At 49.2% G+C, this 16,111-nt stretch carries 14 protein-coding genes and 1 pseudogene; 5 read left to right on the top strand and 10 right to left on the bottom strand.

Translation table 11 applies throughout. The features are described from left to right. Positions 1-191: 191 nt before the first annotated feature. The gene (locus AZ66_RS01635) at positions 192-2,141 is read right to left on the bottom strand and encodes a GTP-binding protein (RefSeq protein ID WP_044353334.1); all 1,950 of its coding nucleotides are present in this window, start codon (positions 2,139-2,141) and stop codon (positions 192-194) included. 127 nt (positions 2,142-2,268) lie between these two features. Between AZ66_RS01635 and AZ66_RS01630 the strand changes: the two genes are divergently transcribed. Further along, complete coding sequence (locus tag AZ66_RS01630; RefSeq protein WP_044353333.1) at positions 2,269-3,027, top strand: tyrosine-protein phosphatase; 759 nt, start codon at positions 2,269-2,271, stop codon at positions 3,025-3,027. Between the two features lie 104 nt (positions 3,028-3,131). Here the strand turns inward: AZ66_RS01630 and AZ66_RS01625 are convergent, their stop codons facing one another. The 5 genes from AZ66_RS01625 to AZ66_RS01605 all read right to left on the bottom strand — a co-directional run bounded on the left by AZ66_RS01625 (position 3,132) and on the right by AZ66_RS01605 (position 6,890). Continuing rightward, positions 3,132-3,587, bottom strand: a complete 456-nt coding sequence (locus AZ66_RS01625; protein ID WP_231586696.1) for a MerR family transcriptional regulator — start codon at positions 3,585-3,587, stop codon at positions 3,132-3,134. Beyond that, positions 3,588-4,601, bottom strand: a complete 1,014-nt coding sequence (locus AZ66_RS01620) for a medium chain dehydrogenase/reductase family protein (RefSeq protein ID WP_052648339.1) — start codon at positions 4,599-4,601, stop codon at positions 3,588-3,590. Between the two features lie 112 nt (positions 4,602-4,713). Further along, positions 4,714-5,421 carry a DNA alkylation repair protein gene (locus AZ66_RS01615; protein ID WP_044353332.1) on the bottom strand — a complete coding sequence of 236 codons (708 nt, stop codon included), beginning with the start codon at positions 5,419-5,421 and terminating at the stop codon, positions 4,714-4,716. A 21-nt stretch (positions 5,422-5,442) separates the two neighbouring features. After that, on the bottom strand, positions 5,443-6,354 hold the full coding sequence (locus AZ66_RS01610; RefSeq protein ID WP_044353331.1) for an RNA polymerase sigma-70 factor: 912 nt from the start codon (positions 6,352-6,354) through the stop codon (positions 5,443-5,445). A gap of 89 nt (positions 6,355-6,443) precedes the next feature. Next, positions 6,444-6,890, bottom strand: coding sequence for a carboxymuconolactone decarboxylase family protein (locus AZ66_RS01605; RefSeq protein ID WP_044353330.1), 447 nt, complete (start codon positions 6,888-6,890; stop codon positions 6,444-6,446). Between the two features lie 278 nt (positions 6,891-7,168). Here AZ66_RS01605 and yedE point away from each other — a divergent pair, with 278 nt between their 5' ends. Both yedE and yedF read left to right on the top strand, forming a co-directional pair. Continuing rightward, the gene (gene yedE / locus AZ66_RS01600; protein WP_044353329.1) at positions 7,169-8,368 is read left to right on the top strand and encodes a selenium metabolism membrane protein YedE/FdhT; all 1,200 of its coding nucleotides are present in this window, start codon (positions 7,169-7,171) and stop codon (positions 8,366-8,368) included. Beyond that, complete coding sequence (gene yedF, locus AZ66_RS01595) at positions 8,368-8,595, top strand: sulfurtransferase-like selenium metabolism protein YedF (RefSeq protein ID WP_021260862.1); 228 nt, start codon at positions 8,368-8,370, stop codon at positions 8,593-8,595. Before yedE ends, yedF begins: the two co-directional genes overlap by 1 nt. A gap of 181 nt (positions 8,596-8,776) precedes the next feature. Here yedF and AZ66_RS01590 read toward each other — a convergent pair whose 3' ends face one another. The 4 genes and pseudogenes from AZ66_RS01590 to AZ66_RS01570 form a co-directional block, all read right to left on the bottom strand. After that, positions 8,777-10,156 carry a sugar porter family MFS transporter gene (locus tag AZ66_RS01590; protein WP_021260861.1) on the bottom strand — a complete coding sequence of 460 codons (1,380 nt, stop codon included), beginning with the start codon at positions 10,154-10,156 and terminating at the stop codon, positions 8,777-8,779. 211 nt (positions 10,157-10,367) lie between these two features. Then, positions 10,368-11,739: pseudogene (locus tag AZ66_RS01580) on the bottom strand (response regulator transcription factor). Positions 11,740-11,784: 45 nt separating this feature from the next. Continuing rightward, complete coding sequence (locus tag AZ66_RS01575; RefSeq protein ID WP_231586695.1) at positions 11,785-13,260, bottom strand: sensor histidine kinase; 1,476 nt, start codon at positions 13,258-13,260, stop codon at positions 11,785-11,787. Beyond that, positions 13,257-14,222, bottom strand: a complete 966-nt coding sequence (locus tag AZ66_RS01570; RefSeq protein WP_021260858.1) for a substrate-binding domain-containing protein — start codon at positions 14,220-14,222, stop codon at positions 13,257-13,259. The genes AZ66_RS01575 and AZ66_RS01570 overlap by 4 nt, the downstream gene beginning before the upstream one ends. A 286-nt stretch (positions 14,223-14,508) precedes the next feature. Here AZ66_RS01570 and AZ66_RS01565 point away from each other — a divergent pair, with 286 nt between their 5' ends. Together AZ66_RS01565 and AZ66_RS01560 are read left to right on the top strand one after the other, a co-directional pair. Next, complete coding sequence (locus AZ66_RS01565; protein WP_044353327.1) at positions 14,509-15,693, top strand: efflux RND transporter periplasmic adaptor subunit; 1,185 nt, start codon at positions 14,509-14,511, stop codon at positions 15,691-15,693. Positions 15,694-15,814: 121 nt separating this feature from the next. Next, a partial coding sequence (locus AZ66_RS01560) for an ATP-binding cassette domain-containing protein (RefSeq protein WP_231586694.1) occupies positions 15,815-16,111 on the top strand: 297 nt, incomplete at its 3' end.

Here is a 16,111-nt window from a genome sequence, read left to right as displayed (position 1 = left end):
TCTATAATAGAGGAACTGAAGAAGGCTGTCCAAGTTGGGAGATTCCCCATTCTGTTGGACAGCCTTTCTTTATGGTAGTACGGAAATGAAATCTTAGACTGGCGATCGTATGGGCACGATCCTCCTTGTGCACGTAGGTCTGATGCACAAAAATTCTAGCTCCGTTATTAGCTATGTTATTAGCTATATTATTAACTATGCATATGGGAAACTGCCTCATCCCATGGAACTCGATACGCCTGTCCCTTGGCACAGAAGATAGAAGAGGATGTATAGGCCGGATCAGCCTCCTTGTCGTAGCCCTTGCGTGCAATCACTTCATCCGCATTATGACACTCATCGTACCCGCCGAATAGAAGCTGAATCATCCCTTTGCCCTGTGTATAGGCGGCAAGCTCCGTGCTATAGTTCATGAAGGTGGCTACCGGAACCTTCCCTGTGATGACCGCCTTACTGCCGATAAATGCAGGTGGTTCAAGTGTACCGTGCGCCTTCTGCACATCCGCCATTACCTTGCCCATATCGTCCGTATCCACCGTAATTTTGAAGTCGTAATACGGTTCCAACAATACGTTATCCGCTTGCTCCAACCCTTGACGCAGCGCACGGAAAGAGGCCTCACGGAAATCACCGCCACTCGTATGGCGGTTATGTGCTCGCCCCGTCAGCAGTGTAATCCGCACATCCGTTAGCGGCGCCCCTGTCAGCAGCCCATGGTGATCCCTTTCCAGCAAATGCTGCATAATCAAATTCTGATAATTGACGCCAAGCTCATCCGGATGACACTCGTTGAACACCTGAATGCCGCTGTCTCGTTCTCCAGGTTCCAGGCGCAAGCGTGCTTCCGCATAGTGCCCAAGCGGTTCGAAGTGTCCGCATCCGTTCACAGTAGAGCGTATCGTTTCTTTATAGAGAATTTCAGGATCCGCAAAGGATACCGCTATGCCGAATCGTTCCTTTACGATCCGCTCTAACACTTCCAGTTGAATGGCACCCATGACGTGAATGTGAATCTCCTGAACATGCTCATCCCACTGCACGCGAAGAGCAGGATCTTCCGCATCCAACCGATAGAAGCAAGCCAGCACTTCCTTCACGTGCAACTCGGCTGGGAAGATAACCTTGGACTTGAGTGTAGGTACAATATGATAGATAGCAGTGTCCTTATAGGCGCCGACACCCACTCCCGCAGAAGCAGCCGTAAGCCCCGTTACCGCACATAGCTGTCCTGCTTCTACTCGCTCGACCTTCTGTGCCTTCTGCCCATTATAGATACGAATAGATGTAATCTTCTCGAGAATGGTATCCGTTTCTATCCCATATCGGATTTCATCTCGAACAGACAACGTCCCGCTCGTAACCTTCATATGGGTCGTACGAGTTCCCTGATCATCATAGCGAACTTTATACACCAGTCCCGCCATTTCCCCCGTGGCGCAATATTCAGTCTGCACGAATTGATGGATAAGCTCCAAAGCCTTCTGCACGCCTACATCCTGAAGCGCCGAACCGCATACGCAATGGAACCATCTGCGCTCGGCAAGCATATGCCGCATCTCCCTCAGCCATACTGCTTGCTCATAGCCTTCCTCCATATAGAGCTCGAACAACTGATCATTCCGCTCAGCTATGAAGGTAATGATCTCTTCACTCAACCCTTGATCCGGATCATAAGATGACATGTTGATGATATCTGGGGTCAAATTCTCGTAGATATCTGCGATGACCTGATCTACATCCGCACCCACTCGATCTATTTTGTTCAAGAAAAAAACTGTCGGCACGCCCCGCTCCTGCAGCAGCTTCCATACCGTTTCTGTGTGCCCTTGAATGCCCTCTACACTGCTTACAATGATGACGGCGACATCCATGACTTGTATCGCCCGCTCCATTTCTGCGGAAAAATCGACGTGGCCGGGTGTATCGATAAGTGTGTAGGTGTTGCCTCTATACGTCATCACGGCTTGATCGGCAAATATCGTGATGCCGCGTTCCTTCTCAATTTCATGGCTATCCAGAAATGCATCCTTGTTATCTACTCGTCCCCGTTGCTGTAGACTTCGCGTATGATACAGCACCTGCTCGGCAAAGGTCGTTTTCCCTGCGTCCACATGGGCGAACAGGCCCAATGTAATATTCATAAAGACACCTCATTGCTGCTATAAATGTCTGTCTTCTGCGTTTGTGTTGCCCATTTCTGCTTTTGTTTCTTTCCTGTTGTCTATGATAGCATAGACTTACCTACTTCATGAGAGGCGGATAGAAACAATGAACGCAGACAACAATCAATTCGAGCCGAAGCAAAACCAAACTGAACGAATCATCAGTTTGGAAGGCGCCTGCAACGTACGTGACCTTGGGGGGTATCAGAACAAAGAAGGACGTGAAATCCAATGGGGGCGCTTCTATCGCGGTGATGGCCAGCACAAGCTGACCGAGCGCGACCAAGCGCTATTGCTGGGACGCGGAATTCATACGGTTATCGACTTGCGTCACGCGCAAGAGGTGAGCGTCGCCAGGGATGCATTTGCTGATTCCGACAACGTTGCCTATCATAATGTCGATCTCCTGAATCCAGCGACAACGAACCAACCTCAAGTTAATAGTCTGGGCGATCTGTATGTCAGTATGCTGGACAATAGCCAAGATGCATTCCTGCGTATATTCGAAATTCTTGCTAATCCTTCTGACGAAGCCGTTCTCTTCCACTGTACAGCTGGGAAAGATCGAACAGGTATGGTTGCTGCCTTGCTTCTGGATCTGGCAGATGTAGCGCATGCAACCATTATTGAAGATTATGCGATGACAGCTGAATGTCTCCTCCCTATTATGGACGAGCTTCGCGCCGGTCGGCCAAAAGGAATGCCCGCTGACTTATATGAACGCTTCCTAGGATGCGATCCTAGCAACATGGAGATGATGCTTCAACATCTGCATGCAGCATATGGAGGATCAGAGCGTTATTTGGCGGCAATTGGATTGTCAGAGGAGAAAGTACAAATATTGAAGCAGAAACTGCTGGAGTAGTAATCAGGAAGCTTGGAAAGTCACGAAGTTACGATGTTCAGAAAGTTTAAAAAGATGCCCTTAAACATGAACGTATAAAAGGAATAGGGACTAGCCCCGAAAGGTTAGTCCTTTTGAACGTTCGTACTCTCCTGCTGATTTTGCAGCATCTCAGCATACATTCTTCTTTTCTCAACGGCAGTCGTTCTGACAGACTCCAATTGATCGATTTGGGCAGATAATCGTGCAAGATGGTGATCAAGCATATCCATTCGTTTGTGCAGTGTATCCTCTATATCATGCGGCAGACGCTCGCCAGACAATAGACATCCATCCTCTGTAAATGCTGCAATATCCTCCAGCTTCATGCCCGTTTGCTTCAGTCCATAGATGAATTGAATGAATCTCAAATCCTGATCGTTATACTGCCTCACACCTTTTGGCTTCCCACCCTGACGCTGAGGACTGGGGAGGAGGCCAATCTGTTCATAGTATCGAAGTGTATAGGCAGATACCCCGGTTATTCGTGCTGCTTCCCCAATAGAGTACATCCCTTTATCAGCTCCTTCCCATTGACTCAATTACGCATTTCCCACAAGAATGATTTTCCCGACAGAATGAGCTCCTGCCAACAGTTCCTGCGCGCGAGCTGCCTCTTGCAGCGGAATCCGATGAGAGATAAGCGGATGGATCTCACCCGCTTCCAGCAGGGACATGACGGCTTGCACATCTTCACGGAACCAATCCAATCGTTCCTTCTTCAGCGCAGTAATACTATACATGTGCACAGGGTTCCCACTCTCCGTTGTTCCGCGGGCAGCCACCCCCATCCAATCCTTCACCCAGTTGTTATTACGTCCCTGTTCAAGTACGGATGTGTAGCCGTAACCGACAAAGCGCCCCTTCGAACTCAACGTCCGCATGGAACGCTCCCAATTGGCCCCCCCAATCGGATCGAACACGGCAGCCATTCCTTCAGGAGCGCTGCTAGCAAGTACCTCAACAAAGTCATCTGCATGATAGTCTATCGGAATCGCACCATACCCTGCAACAACCTGATGCTTCGCTGCCGAGGCTGTTCCGTACATCTCCAGTTTCGCCATTCGCCCCAAGTCCAGCAACGCCGTCCCTACACCGCCGCTCGCGCCATGGATAAGAATCCGCTCCCCCTCCGATACCTTCGCGATGCGGTGCAGCATCTGATAGGCCGTTACATAATTCAGCATACAAGCTGCCGCCTCTGAAGCATCTACTGCATCAGGGATCAGAACAACTTCCTCCATTCGGGCATACACATGCGATGCATATCCGCCTGTTCCATTGAAAAATACAGCTACGTGATCCCCTGCTGCATAATCGTTCACACCAGTTCCAACTGCATCAACAATCCCAACTGCATCATATCCAGGAACAAAAGGTACCTCAGGCGACATCGGATACAGACCTTCCCTGCGCATAATATCTGCAAGCGCAACGCCAGCACTCTGTACCTTCACGCGAACTTCGCCTGCTTCGGGTGTACGCAGCGGTTCTTGCATAGCCTGCAGCACTTCCGGCCCTCCATATTCAGTTACAGTCATCTTGATATTCCACACAAGCCATCTCTCCTTCAGCAGCTTCTTCCTTGATGGCTGTATTGTAGTCCTTCGAGTCAACTCGAAGTCAATACCACAAAAAAGCACAGGAACCCGAATCCTGTGCTTCACCTTAACATATACATGTCTTTCGCTTAGCGCCGAGCTTGCCTGCGGCTTCCACTTTGCGGATATAGGCCGCCGCTTCCGGTACTTTGCAAGCTGTCTCGCCCATATTGACCTTCACTTTGCCAATGGCCTCTGCCACCCGTATTGCCTCATCATGTAAGGCCAGTACATACGAACCTACTACAATGACAAATTGATTCATTGCATACCTCACCCGATTGCGTTCCTGATGAACCGTCGATTCGACGAGTGCGAGCATTCTCCTCAATTCTTCGATATCCAGCTTCTCGTCAGACGTAATCGAGATATAGTGCAGATAGGTACTCCAGCCGCATGTCGCAATCAGCTCGACGCTGGATGCCATCCACTCGCGCGCTAATTCGAGAGCATACAGACTTTCCGCAGCCACACCAGCTACCGTACATTCTACAATCATATGCCAGTGTGCCTTTTGAGCCCATGATTGCAGGAGCTCCTTGGTCATTGCAGATGGATCGACTGTCAGCCCTGCCAAATACATCGCATCGCTATTCCCTGTATCGAAAAGCGCACGCGCAAGCTGCTGATCCTTCTTAACTTCCTTGACCAGCTTCTTCAGATCGCCGATCTTTACGCCGAACAGCGGCTCCTGCGCCCCATGTCGGAGGAACGTTTTCTTTGTTTGCTCTGTGCCCATCGCTTCCAGTTTAGCCATAACTTCGCCCAGTGTCACCGTCATTCCTCCTGCTCCTATCTACAACGATATATGATCCAACTTATCCGGGTTCAATACAACATAAACGTTGCTTACGCGATCTTGCTCAGCCGTTAGCTCACAGCAGCATACCGCCTTCACAACTCCTTGCTCCCGATACACCATATTCATGCTCGTATTTACCATAGTGAAGGAGAGATCCCAGCTTCGCAGCGCCACGAATGCTTTAGGTGAAGTAAGCAACCTAAGTACACGGCTTCTGCCTATAATAGGCCGCATAGCAGCATGGACTCTGCCTCCTCCATCGGTAGTCAGTCGCACATCCTCTGACAGCAAGGACAACAATGCCTCCAAATCATATTGCTGAAAGGCAGTAACGAATTTGGAGACAAGCGTCCGCCTAGCATCCGTATCTTGACTAGCAGTGGGGGAATATTCTCGCGCGTGTTCCTTGGCGCGGCTCAATATTTTGCGACAGTTGGAAGTCGACTTACCGACAGTATCTGCGATTTCCTCATACTCATATTCGAATACTTCCCTCAGCAGAAATACGGCTCTCTCCATCGGGGTCATCCGCTCAAGCATAACCATATACGCATAGGACAACGAATCTACACGCTCCGCCACCTGATCGGGCTGCTCTCGTTGTTCAACGATAGGCTCTGGAAGCCACTCGCCAAAATACGTCTCTCTCGTTCGACGGGAAGATTGCAGCACATTCAGACATCGGTTCGTCATCCACTTGGCGATATACGCCTTAATATGCCTAACTTCGTCCAAATTCCTGCCGACCATATCCGCAAATAAATCCTGTACCGCATCCTCCGCATCAGACACTGTGCCCAGCATCCGATATGCAATGGAAAATGCTAAGGACCGATAGCTGCGATACAACTGTTCAACAGAATCAGCTTCCTGTGCATGAAGCGAATGGAGCTCTTTTACATCCATGTTCCCACTCCTTTGCCCCCCATTCTATCATTCCAAAGCTATTCTGATCCATCGAGTAAAGAAGAAAAAGAGGAGCACACGGCTCCTCCCTACTTATCGAAACATCCTGGATGCATTCCTGTCGAAATGGCAATACGGTTCCAACTGTTAATCGTCGCAATCGCGAGAATCAAATCTGCATATTCCTTCTCATTAAAATGCTCGCGCACCTTCTCATATACCGACTGGGGCACACCCGCTTCAGCTATTTCTGTCACATATTCCGTTAATTCCAGAACAGCCTTTTCTTTGTCGGTAAATACCGGCGCTTCCCTCCACACACTTAGCAGCATGATGCGGTTCGTATGATCACCCATCTTCATCAGATCAGCTGCGTGCATATCGATGCAGAAGGCGCAGCCATTGATTTGAGAAGCTCGTATCTTAATGAGTTCAAGCAGCACCGGATCAAGTGTACTGCTGACGAATTTGTCTAGAGTCTGCATGGCTTGATAAGCAGGGGCATTTGCCGTTCGATAATTAAAGCGCAATTTCATTTCATTCACCTCATCTTGGATTTGGTTACATAATCTAAGACAGATAGGGTGCTCATTTTGTGACACGTCATACTCAATTTTTTTAAATTTCCATATGAGGTAAAAAAGTATCACCCCGAATTCCCCCCGCTAATAAGCAGTTTGTAGTAAAATGGAGGATGGTTTTATTTGCATCTCATCTCTTGTTCGGATGTGAATTGCCGCATACAAACAAATCCATATAGTTCGATCGTGTTCGCACCATTAACTATGAGGGATTGAAGGGGTAAGGGAAAAAGATGAAAGATTCATTACGCAAGCTGTTCACCAACTACTGGAGCCCTTACGTTGCCATCGGCATCGCAGGCGTACTCAGCGCGCTGTACTTCGGCATTACCAACACGGTATGGGCCGTCACGGGCGAGTTTACGCGTTTTGGAGGACACATCCTCCAGCTGTTCGGTGTCGATATCTCCGATTGGGCTTACTTCAAATTGATACAAATGAAGGGCTCGACATTCGAGCGGACAGACGGCTGGATCGTGTGGGGCATGTTCATTGGCGCGCTCATCATGATTCTGTTCAGCAACAACTTCAAAATTCGCATGCCGAAGCAGAAGCGCCGTTTGGTACAGGGCCTGATCGGCGGCATTATCGCAGGTGCGGGCGCACGGCTCGCGCTTGGCTGCAACTTGGCTGCCTTCTTCACAGGCGTGCCGCAATTCTCGTTCCATGCTTGGATCTTCATGGTCGCAACCGCCATCGGTACCTATGCAGGGGTGAAAATTGTTAGCACCAAGTGGTGGAAAGGCAAGCCGATCCTGCAAAAAGGGAATGCCGCGCCTACTATTCAACAAACAAGAAAAGTTCAGCCTTATATCGGCGGGCTTGTTGCACTGGCTTATACAGGACTTATCGTGTACTTCTTCCTAGCAGGCAAGGCGATACTCGGCGTAGCCGCCATCTTCGGAGCTGCCTTCGGCATCTTGATCGAAAGAGGACAGATCTGCTTCACCTCCGCTTTCCGCGATCTGTGGATTAGCGGACGCGCAACAATGACCAAGGCTATTATCGGCGGGATGGCAATCAGCTCTGTCCTAACGCTCATCGTTATTCTCGTGAACGGCGTCGATCCGATTACGAAAATGGCAGCACCAAGCACATTCGTCGGCGGGATCCTGTTCGGCATTGGCATCGTGCTTGCAGGCGGCTGCGAGACAGGGATGATGTACCGCCTCATGGAAGGACAAGTGATCTTCCTGCCTGTATTCATCGGCAATATTATTGGCGCTACTGCACTTGCGTACGCTTGGGATCATCTTGGCGTATTCGATCTACTCGTGAAGAGTGGCTCGAAAATTAATCTTATTTCTGTGATGGGCCCAGCTTGGGCGTTAATTGTCACACTTGTATTGCTTGCAATCGGTTATGCTGTAGCTAGCTACTGGCAAAAAAATTACCGCTTCGGCGTCGGATTCAAAAAAGGAGATGCAAAATAATGACGATCGATTTCACATTGGATCTTAGAGGGGAACCTTGCCCATATCCCGTTATCTACACGTTAGAGACATTACAGGACATGGAGAAAGGACAAGTGTTGCAAGTGATTGCTGACTGTCCAGCTGCCTTCAAGAACGTACCGGAAGAAGTGGTGAAGCACGGATACACGCTCGCGCAAGACCCTGTTAAGAATGGACAGGAACTCATTTTCTATATTCAAAAATAAAAAGGCCTGACAAAAGGAGCTGCTCGGCAAGTGTTTAATCTACTTCGCCTAAGCAGCTCCTTTTGATTTTTTTATCTTATTGAAATTCAGCTCCGCATTCGCCATGATAACAAATAAACCACCCTGTTAACCGCCTTAACGGAAAACAGAGTGGTTCTATAAGATGCAACAATCTCTACGATTAAGCCTTGGACTGCGTCCACATGTTCTCGATCTCCTCCAGCGATTTCCCCTTTGTCTCGGGGACGACGCGCCAACTAAAGAGGACGGTGAACACCGCCAGTATGCCAAATATCCAGAACGTAATGGCTGGCCCTGCGGAACTAAGCAGCGGCGGGAACGACTGGGACACGATATAATCTGCTACCCACAGCATCATGGATGCAATCGCCGTAGCCTTGCCACGAATATGGTTCGGGAAGATTTCAGACATCACGACCCAGACTACTGGACCAAGCGATATCGCAAAGGCAGCAACGTACACCAGAATACAGATAAGCACCAACATTCCAGAGGTATGACCTGTATGGAACGCAAACCCGATCACAAGCAAGCATATCGCCATCAGGGATGATCCGACGATCAATAATGCTTTACGGCCAACCTTGTCGATCAACCACAATGCCAGAATCGTGAACACGAAGTTAATGAATCCGACCAGAATCGTCTGAATCAATGCGCCATTCGTTCCAGCACCTGCTTGCTTGAAGATTTCCGGTGCATAATACATAACTGCGTTAATACCTGTTACCTGCTGAAGCACGGCCAGTACGACACCAACGATGAGTGCCAAACGAAGACCTGGCTTGAATAGATCCGAGAGAGAACCCTTTTCATGCTTGAACGATTCCTTAATGTCCAATACTTCTTTGCGTGCCAGCTCATCGCCGTGGATTTTGCAGAGGATTGGCAGAGACTCGGCTGCCCGCCCCTGTGTAATCAACCATCTTGGACTCTCTGGTACGAAGAACAGGAGAACCAAGAACAGTACGCCCGGAATAACACCTACACCGAACATCCAGCGCCATGCATTCTCCACGCCCCAAGCGTGATCACCAGCACCAGCGATGCCCAAGTTAACAAAATAGACGAGGAAAATACCTGTTACAACCGCTAGCTGATTCAATGCAACGAGTCGGCCTCGATACTTCGCAGGCGCGATCTCCGCATTATAGAGCGGGCAGAGTGTAGATGTAATCCCAATTCCGAGACCACCAACAATACGGGCACTGATATAACCCGAGAATGTTGCTGGAATTGCAGAACCTGCTGTACCGACAATGAACAGCAGTGCAGCTGCGATAAGCACCTTTTTTCGGCCAAACTTGTCAGCCAGTATGCCTGTGCTTGCCGCCCCGACGATACATCCTACAATTAAGCTGGATACTGCCCAGCCGACTTGAAATTCGGACAGACCGAACTTCTCTTTCATGAAACCGATTGCACCAGAGACAACAGCAGTGTCAAATCCAAACAGCAAGCCTCCGAGTGCGGCTACAATCGATACGAGCGTAACATACTTCATATTTATTTGATTGTGTTCGCCTTGTTGCGTACTCATAATTTTATACCCCTTTGAGTAAAATCAATGAAGACTGGAGCTTCATTATAACATTCAGCTAGTCCGATCAAGCTGATGAAACCCTTCACTTCTTTGGGAATCATCAGCATAATATCGTTCCCCATATACTCAGATTCCAAACATTGCCCGCAAACTAGCACATTCTTGTCTTGGAAGACAAAAAAGTCCATGCCGACTTACTGGCATGGACTTAATTCTCCGTACTGCGATATTCGGTGGGCGTTACGCCCGTTACCTTCTTGAACACACGGCTGAAGTAGTTCGGATCTTTGTAGCCGACCATATAGCACACTTCCTTCAGGCTGAATTGCCCATCCAAGATGAGTGCCTTCGCTTTATCAATGCGCAGCCTTGTAACGTAATCGATGAACGTTTCTCCTGTCTGCTGCTTGAACACTTTGCTGAAATAATGCGGATTCAAGTGGACATGCTCTGCCACTTCCTCCAGAGACAACTCTTCCTGATACCGCTCTACGATATATGCCGCAGCACGATCGACTACATTCCATGTCTGCTGCTCGCGTTCCTCCCGGATACGCTTAATTGCGTGCTCCACATACTCGCATTCAGCAGAAGTCCCACGTTCAACCCGATCATTTGGCAGCCAAGAAGCATTATTAGCGGGCAGTTGCAGTTCCTCGAATCGGCATAGACTCCCCCACGAACTAGGATACGTCGAGGCAAACACTGCTTCATAGTAGGAACGCCGTATTCCTTCAACGTGCTGCTGAAGCGTCCCAACTCCGACCGTCACTTCAAGACCACATTGCCTGTGCAAGGCAGAAATGAGCTCTGAGCCGATGCTTGGCACTTCTTCTTGCATCAAGCCTTCCTGTACCATTCCCTTGTTCAAAACGAAAATAGCCATATGCTCATGAACAATCGGACTGACGATCCAGCTATGTCTCTCCTTTACCTGCTCCTTCAATATACTCTTCACTACATCGACCGCGAGCTGCTTCTCTTCTTCGTATGATTGGCCCCCAGCAGACTTCATTCCATTCATGGCAACCACTAGCGCATAGCCTTGATCGAGTGACAACTCTAAAATATCAGCAAGCTGCAAAGCGTCCGTCATATAAGCTTGGTCGGCCATTAAAGCAAGGGCGAGCTCGGTCTCGGCCATGGGAAGCAGTTGATAGAATTTATCCCGGATGGCAAGCTGCTCGTCACGCTTCCTGCACTCATCCCGAATCTCATCAACCAGACGCTGCAGCACAGCTACAATTTGATCTCGCTTTGCGGGCTTCACCAAGTATTCCTTCACTCCAAGAGAAAGTGCCTGCTGCGCGTAGTCGAAATATTCATACGCAGTAACGAGCACCATTTTGACGAGTGGATGGCGTTCCTTAATTTCTTTCAGGGCATCCAATCCCTGTATACCAGGCATTCGGACGTCCATCATGACGATATGAGGACGATGCTCGTCGGCCTTCTGAATTGCTGTTCGACCATTGTCCGCGTGGATAATTTCGAAAGTATCCGGCATCTTTTTTCGTAATAATCCACTCCAAGCCCTCCCGCTCCAGTGCCTCATCATCGGCGATTAGCAATCGATACATGTTCTCCCTCCTTTCTGATTCACATGTTAGTAAGGATACCTCCAATTATCGAGGAGTCATTATCCTGCCAATATCCTGTTGCTCCTTGCGATTCTCCTTGTCCGGTATTCGGATCAAGACGGTTGTGCCCTGGCCGGGCTCGCTCTGAATATCCACCAGATCGGTTCTGCCATAGTACAGTTCCAATCGTCTAAATACATTGTACGTACCAAGTCCTGTAGATTGTCCCCCTGTTCGGGAATCTGCTGGTTCTGCATCCATGCGAAGCAGCGCGCTGCGCGTCTCCTCTGTCATGCCGCTGCCATTGTCTGCAATCGAGATCCGCACCTCGCTCGGCACTCGTTCGATGGACAAGGTTACTACCGCTCCTGCTTCCATTCCTTCAATGCCATGCACAAATACATTTTCCAAAATCGGCTGCAGGGTGAGTACAGGAACGAGCACGTCCAAGGCTGCTTCATCAATATGGGTAACGAACTGTATTCGATCACGGAATCTAGCCTGCTGAATCGTGAAGTATTCCTTCGCTTGCTCCACCTCATCTCGGAGCGGTACGGGCCGGTCAAGCTTGCGCAAATTATATCGGAGCAAGTTAGACATCGAGACGGTTAGATCACTAGTCCGTTCCGCGCCTTCTAATAAGGCAAGCTTTGCAAGCACATTAAGAGAATTGAACAGAAAGTGCGGGTTCATTTGGTTTTGCAGCGCCTTGAGCTCCAACTCCTTCACGAGCCGATCCTTCTCCAAGTTCGCCTTATCCTTCTCAATCAACTGCTGAAGGTCATCCTGCATGCGCCCGAATGCCTCAGACAGCATACGAATTTCACCGCTGCCCTCCACTTGGGGAGGCTTCGTCTGCAAGTTGCCGCGGGAAATCGCTCTCGCTGCATGAACCAGCTTCTTAATTGGCTCGGTAATGCCTAGCGATAGCCAGTAGGCAAGCATGATACTAAGCAGCGTATTGATAATAAAAAGTCCGATTCCCCATTGATTCATCGCTTCCGTATGCGTGAAGATCTGCCGGTAGAAGGGCTGGTAATAACGAAGCTCCGCATCAATCAATTGATGCCCTTCTTCTCGGATGAACCCTGCCGTCGCTTCCAGTTCCTCATACAGCGGCACATAACGCAGAGAGCTCGGTTCCCCCCGTGCCTCTAGCACGGCTGCTTCCTCTTCGATATATGTGTCCAGCAGATTGCGATAATTACGCACATTCGCTCCGGCGGATGGATCAATGGCTTTTTGCTCCGTCAATTGATCTCTCATCACCTTCAGACTATGAGCCTCACGAAGATACTCTTCGCGCGATCGATCGCTTTGATCTAACAAATAGATGTTCAAGGCACGCAGATTGCTGTCAGTTTGGGTTGCAATTTGCCTGTACATCAATACCCGCTCCAGCATGACATTATAGCTCTGCTGTACGGTTCTTCCACTCTGGAAGACAAAAAAGGAGACGCCATTGCTCAAGATGAGCAGCGCCGGAATGAAAATTAATAGCTTTTTCCGTATATTCATCATTGTTCCAAAACCTTAGTACTTGTATATTGAGTTGCTGCATACGGCTCGCCCGCAAATATTTGCTGCAGAATGGATACTGCTTCAGCGCCAATCTCTCTTGGCTGCTGCACGAGCGTTGCCACGATGTCTCCGTGAGCAATCGCACGCTTAGTTGCCTCTACATCATCGAAGCCAAATACATTGATCTTCCCCTTATGCGCAGCTTGCAATCCTTCCACGATCCCCGCGGCATCCCACGCACTAAACCCGATAATCGTTCGTATATCCGGATGCTCGCTCAGCATTAGCTTCGTCTGCTTCGCTGCCTCGATGCGAGAAATATTCGATGAACGCACGTCTACGATCTCATAGCCTGAAGCTTGATCGATGATGGATCTGAATCCCTCCATCCGCTTCCGTTGATTGTCAGCCAGTTCGCTGCCTAAGATGATGCCTATTTTCCCTTTGTATGCTGAGCCTTGAACGACCAATTCACCCATTTGTACACCAGCCGCTCGATTATCTGTTCCGACATAAGCGAACCGTCTGCTGTCCGGTGCATCGGAATCCACCGTTATAACCGGAATGCCTTGATCCATTGCTCTGCTTACGAGTTCATTGTACCGTGGCTCATTGATTCCCTGTGTCAAAATGGCATCCGGCTTGGAGGCAATGGCCTTGGCCAGCAGCCTCATCTGCTCCGACGAGTTAATGCGTATGGGTCCGGTATATTCGATTTCCATGTCCCGCTGTGCAGCCGCTTCCTTCGCCCCCTGCTCCACCGTGCGCCAGAAAGGATTATCCAGCTCTTGTGCAATAAGCACTACATGCTTGCGCGATTGCTGCTTCCCTGCGTCTGTACCCGTCTCAAGCTGCCCGACTAGCCGCTCGATTGCAAGTGTGGAAGACAAGAATCGAACAATCACATAACCAAATATAGCTGCAAGGACGATCAGGCCTATTATCCACTTTCGCTTTGCCATGATGCCCCCTTGATTCCTGCATTGAAATATAGGCTCTATTATACTGATCTCACTGTGAAAATGAAAATGAGGCTCATCACTACATTACCCGCTTCTTATTGGCAGCTTCTACCCGATCCACTTCCTCTACAATTTAGTCTGTTATTTCACTTTCAGCGTTTATTCAGCTAATGCTCAGTTTGTACTCAGTGTGCTTTAATGGATCATTCATCTACGATAAGTACTCTAAGTTCAGCGGGCACAACGATTGAATGCCCTACAGAACCGGTAAAGGTGGATAGAGACGATGAAGAAATGGGTGTATGTGGTCGGGATTCTGCTTGCAGCAGGCGTAGCCACTGCTGTGTATTTGACCCAGCGGCCGGCAGAACAGCCTTCAGCTGCTAATTTGCCAACAAGAACCGTACAAGCAAGTAAGGGGAACATTGAAACAAAGGTATCCGGATCTGGATCCGTTAGCGTGTCGGAGGTGAACAACGTCAAGGCTGGCTATAAAGGTACGATCAGCAAAATCAACTTCAAAGTAGGTGATCAAGTAAAAAAAGGCCAGACGCTTGTTGTATTCAAGAAGACAGACAACTCAGAGCGAATCAAGCAAACGGAGTTGTCGCTTAAAAAGCAGCAACTGCAAATGCAGCAGCTTCAGAAGCAGTACAAGGAGGCACCTGAGGATAACCGGGAGTCCATTCAGGTGAACATGGAATCCCTCGACTTGGAAATCGAGCAAAACGAATCTACACTCGCCAGCCTGCAGGCCGAAGAAGCAGAGAATCACGATGTAGTTGCTCCAGCTGCAGGGATAATTAAAGAGAGTCAGATTGAAACAGGCAATGATGTGAATGAAAATACCGTAGTCGCGGTCATCGCCGACTATACCAAGCTTGAATTTATCATGTCAGCTGACGAACTCGATATTCCATCTATTAAATCCGGGCAGTCAGCGCAAGTTACACTCAATGCCTTCCCCAACCAACAATTTACCGGGAAAATCACTTCAATTGGAAAAGAGGGCAAAAGCAACAATGGTGTCGCTACTTATGAGGTCGGCATCAGCCTAACCAAGCCGGATGGCGTCCTCGCCGGCATGTCCGGTCAAGCGGAAATCGTTACCCAATCTAAGAAGGATGTCGTGCTCGTTCCCGTCGATGCTGTTATCGCGATGGGCAGCAAGCATTTTGTGCGTGTGCCTAGCGATGCTGAGAGTACCCCTACTACGACGAACGATGGCAAGGATACTACTCGCGGACAAGACAACGCCGAAGGCACAGATAAGCAGGATAGCAAGCAGATCAATCAGCAAAATGCAGGCCAAGGGAATACAAGAAACAATGAACGTATGGGTATGGGACAAGCAATGGGCGGCACACTTAAGGAAGTCGTCGTTGGGATTAACAACGAAACATATGCCGAGATCACATCCGGGCTCCAAGTCGGTGATGCTGTCTTGATTGCCACCCACAGGGCAAGGTAGGCAGCGGCAGCAGTACCACCGAGCAAAGACAGCGCCAGAATGGAATGGGCTTTGGCGGAGGTGGGTTCCCTGGGGGAGCGAGCTTCCAGGGTGGCTCGATGGGAAGCAGAGGCGGTCGCCAATGAAGCAGCTCGTCAATCCTGCCAATGCCATGGCAAACATGTCTAATAACCAAAGCATCATCTCCATTTGTAACGTTACGAAGTCTTATCGATTGGGGTCGGAAGAGGTAAATATTCTCCAAGGCGTCAATCTCGATATTCAGCATGGAGATTTTATAGCTATTATCGGCCCTTCGGGTTCAGGAAAGTCGACGTTGATGAACGTCATTGGCTGTCTGGATACGCCAAGTGAAGGAAGTTATATGCTGGATGGAGTAGAAGTAAGCCGCCTGAGCGACAACAAGCTTGCAGACATT

Origin of the sequence: Paenibacillus sp. E194, assembly GCF_000935845.1 — a bacterium.
Classification (GTDB): Bacteria; Bacillota; Bacilli; order Paenibacillales; family Paenibacillaceae; genus Paenibacillus_B; species Paenibacillus_B alvei_B.
This window is presented reverse-complemented; position numbering and strand designations above follow the sequence as displayed.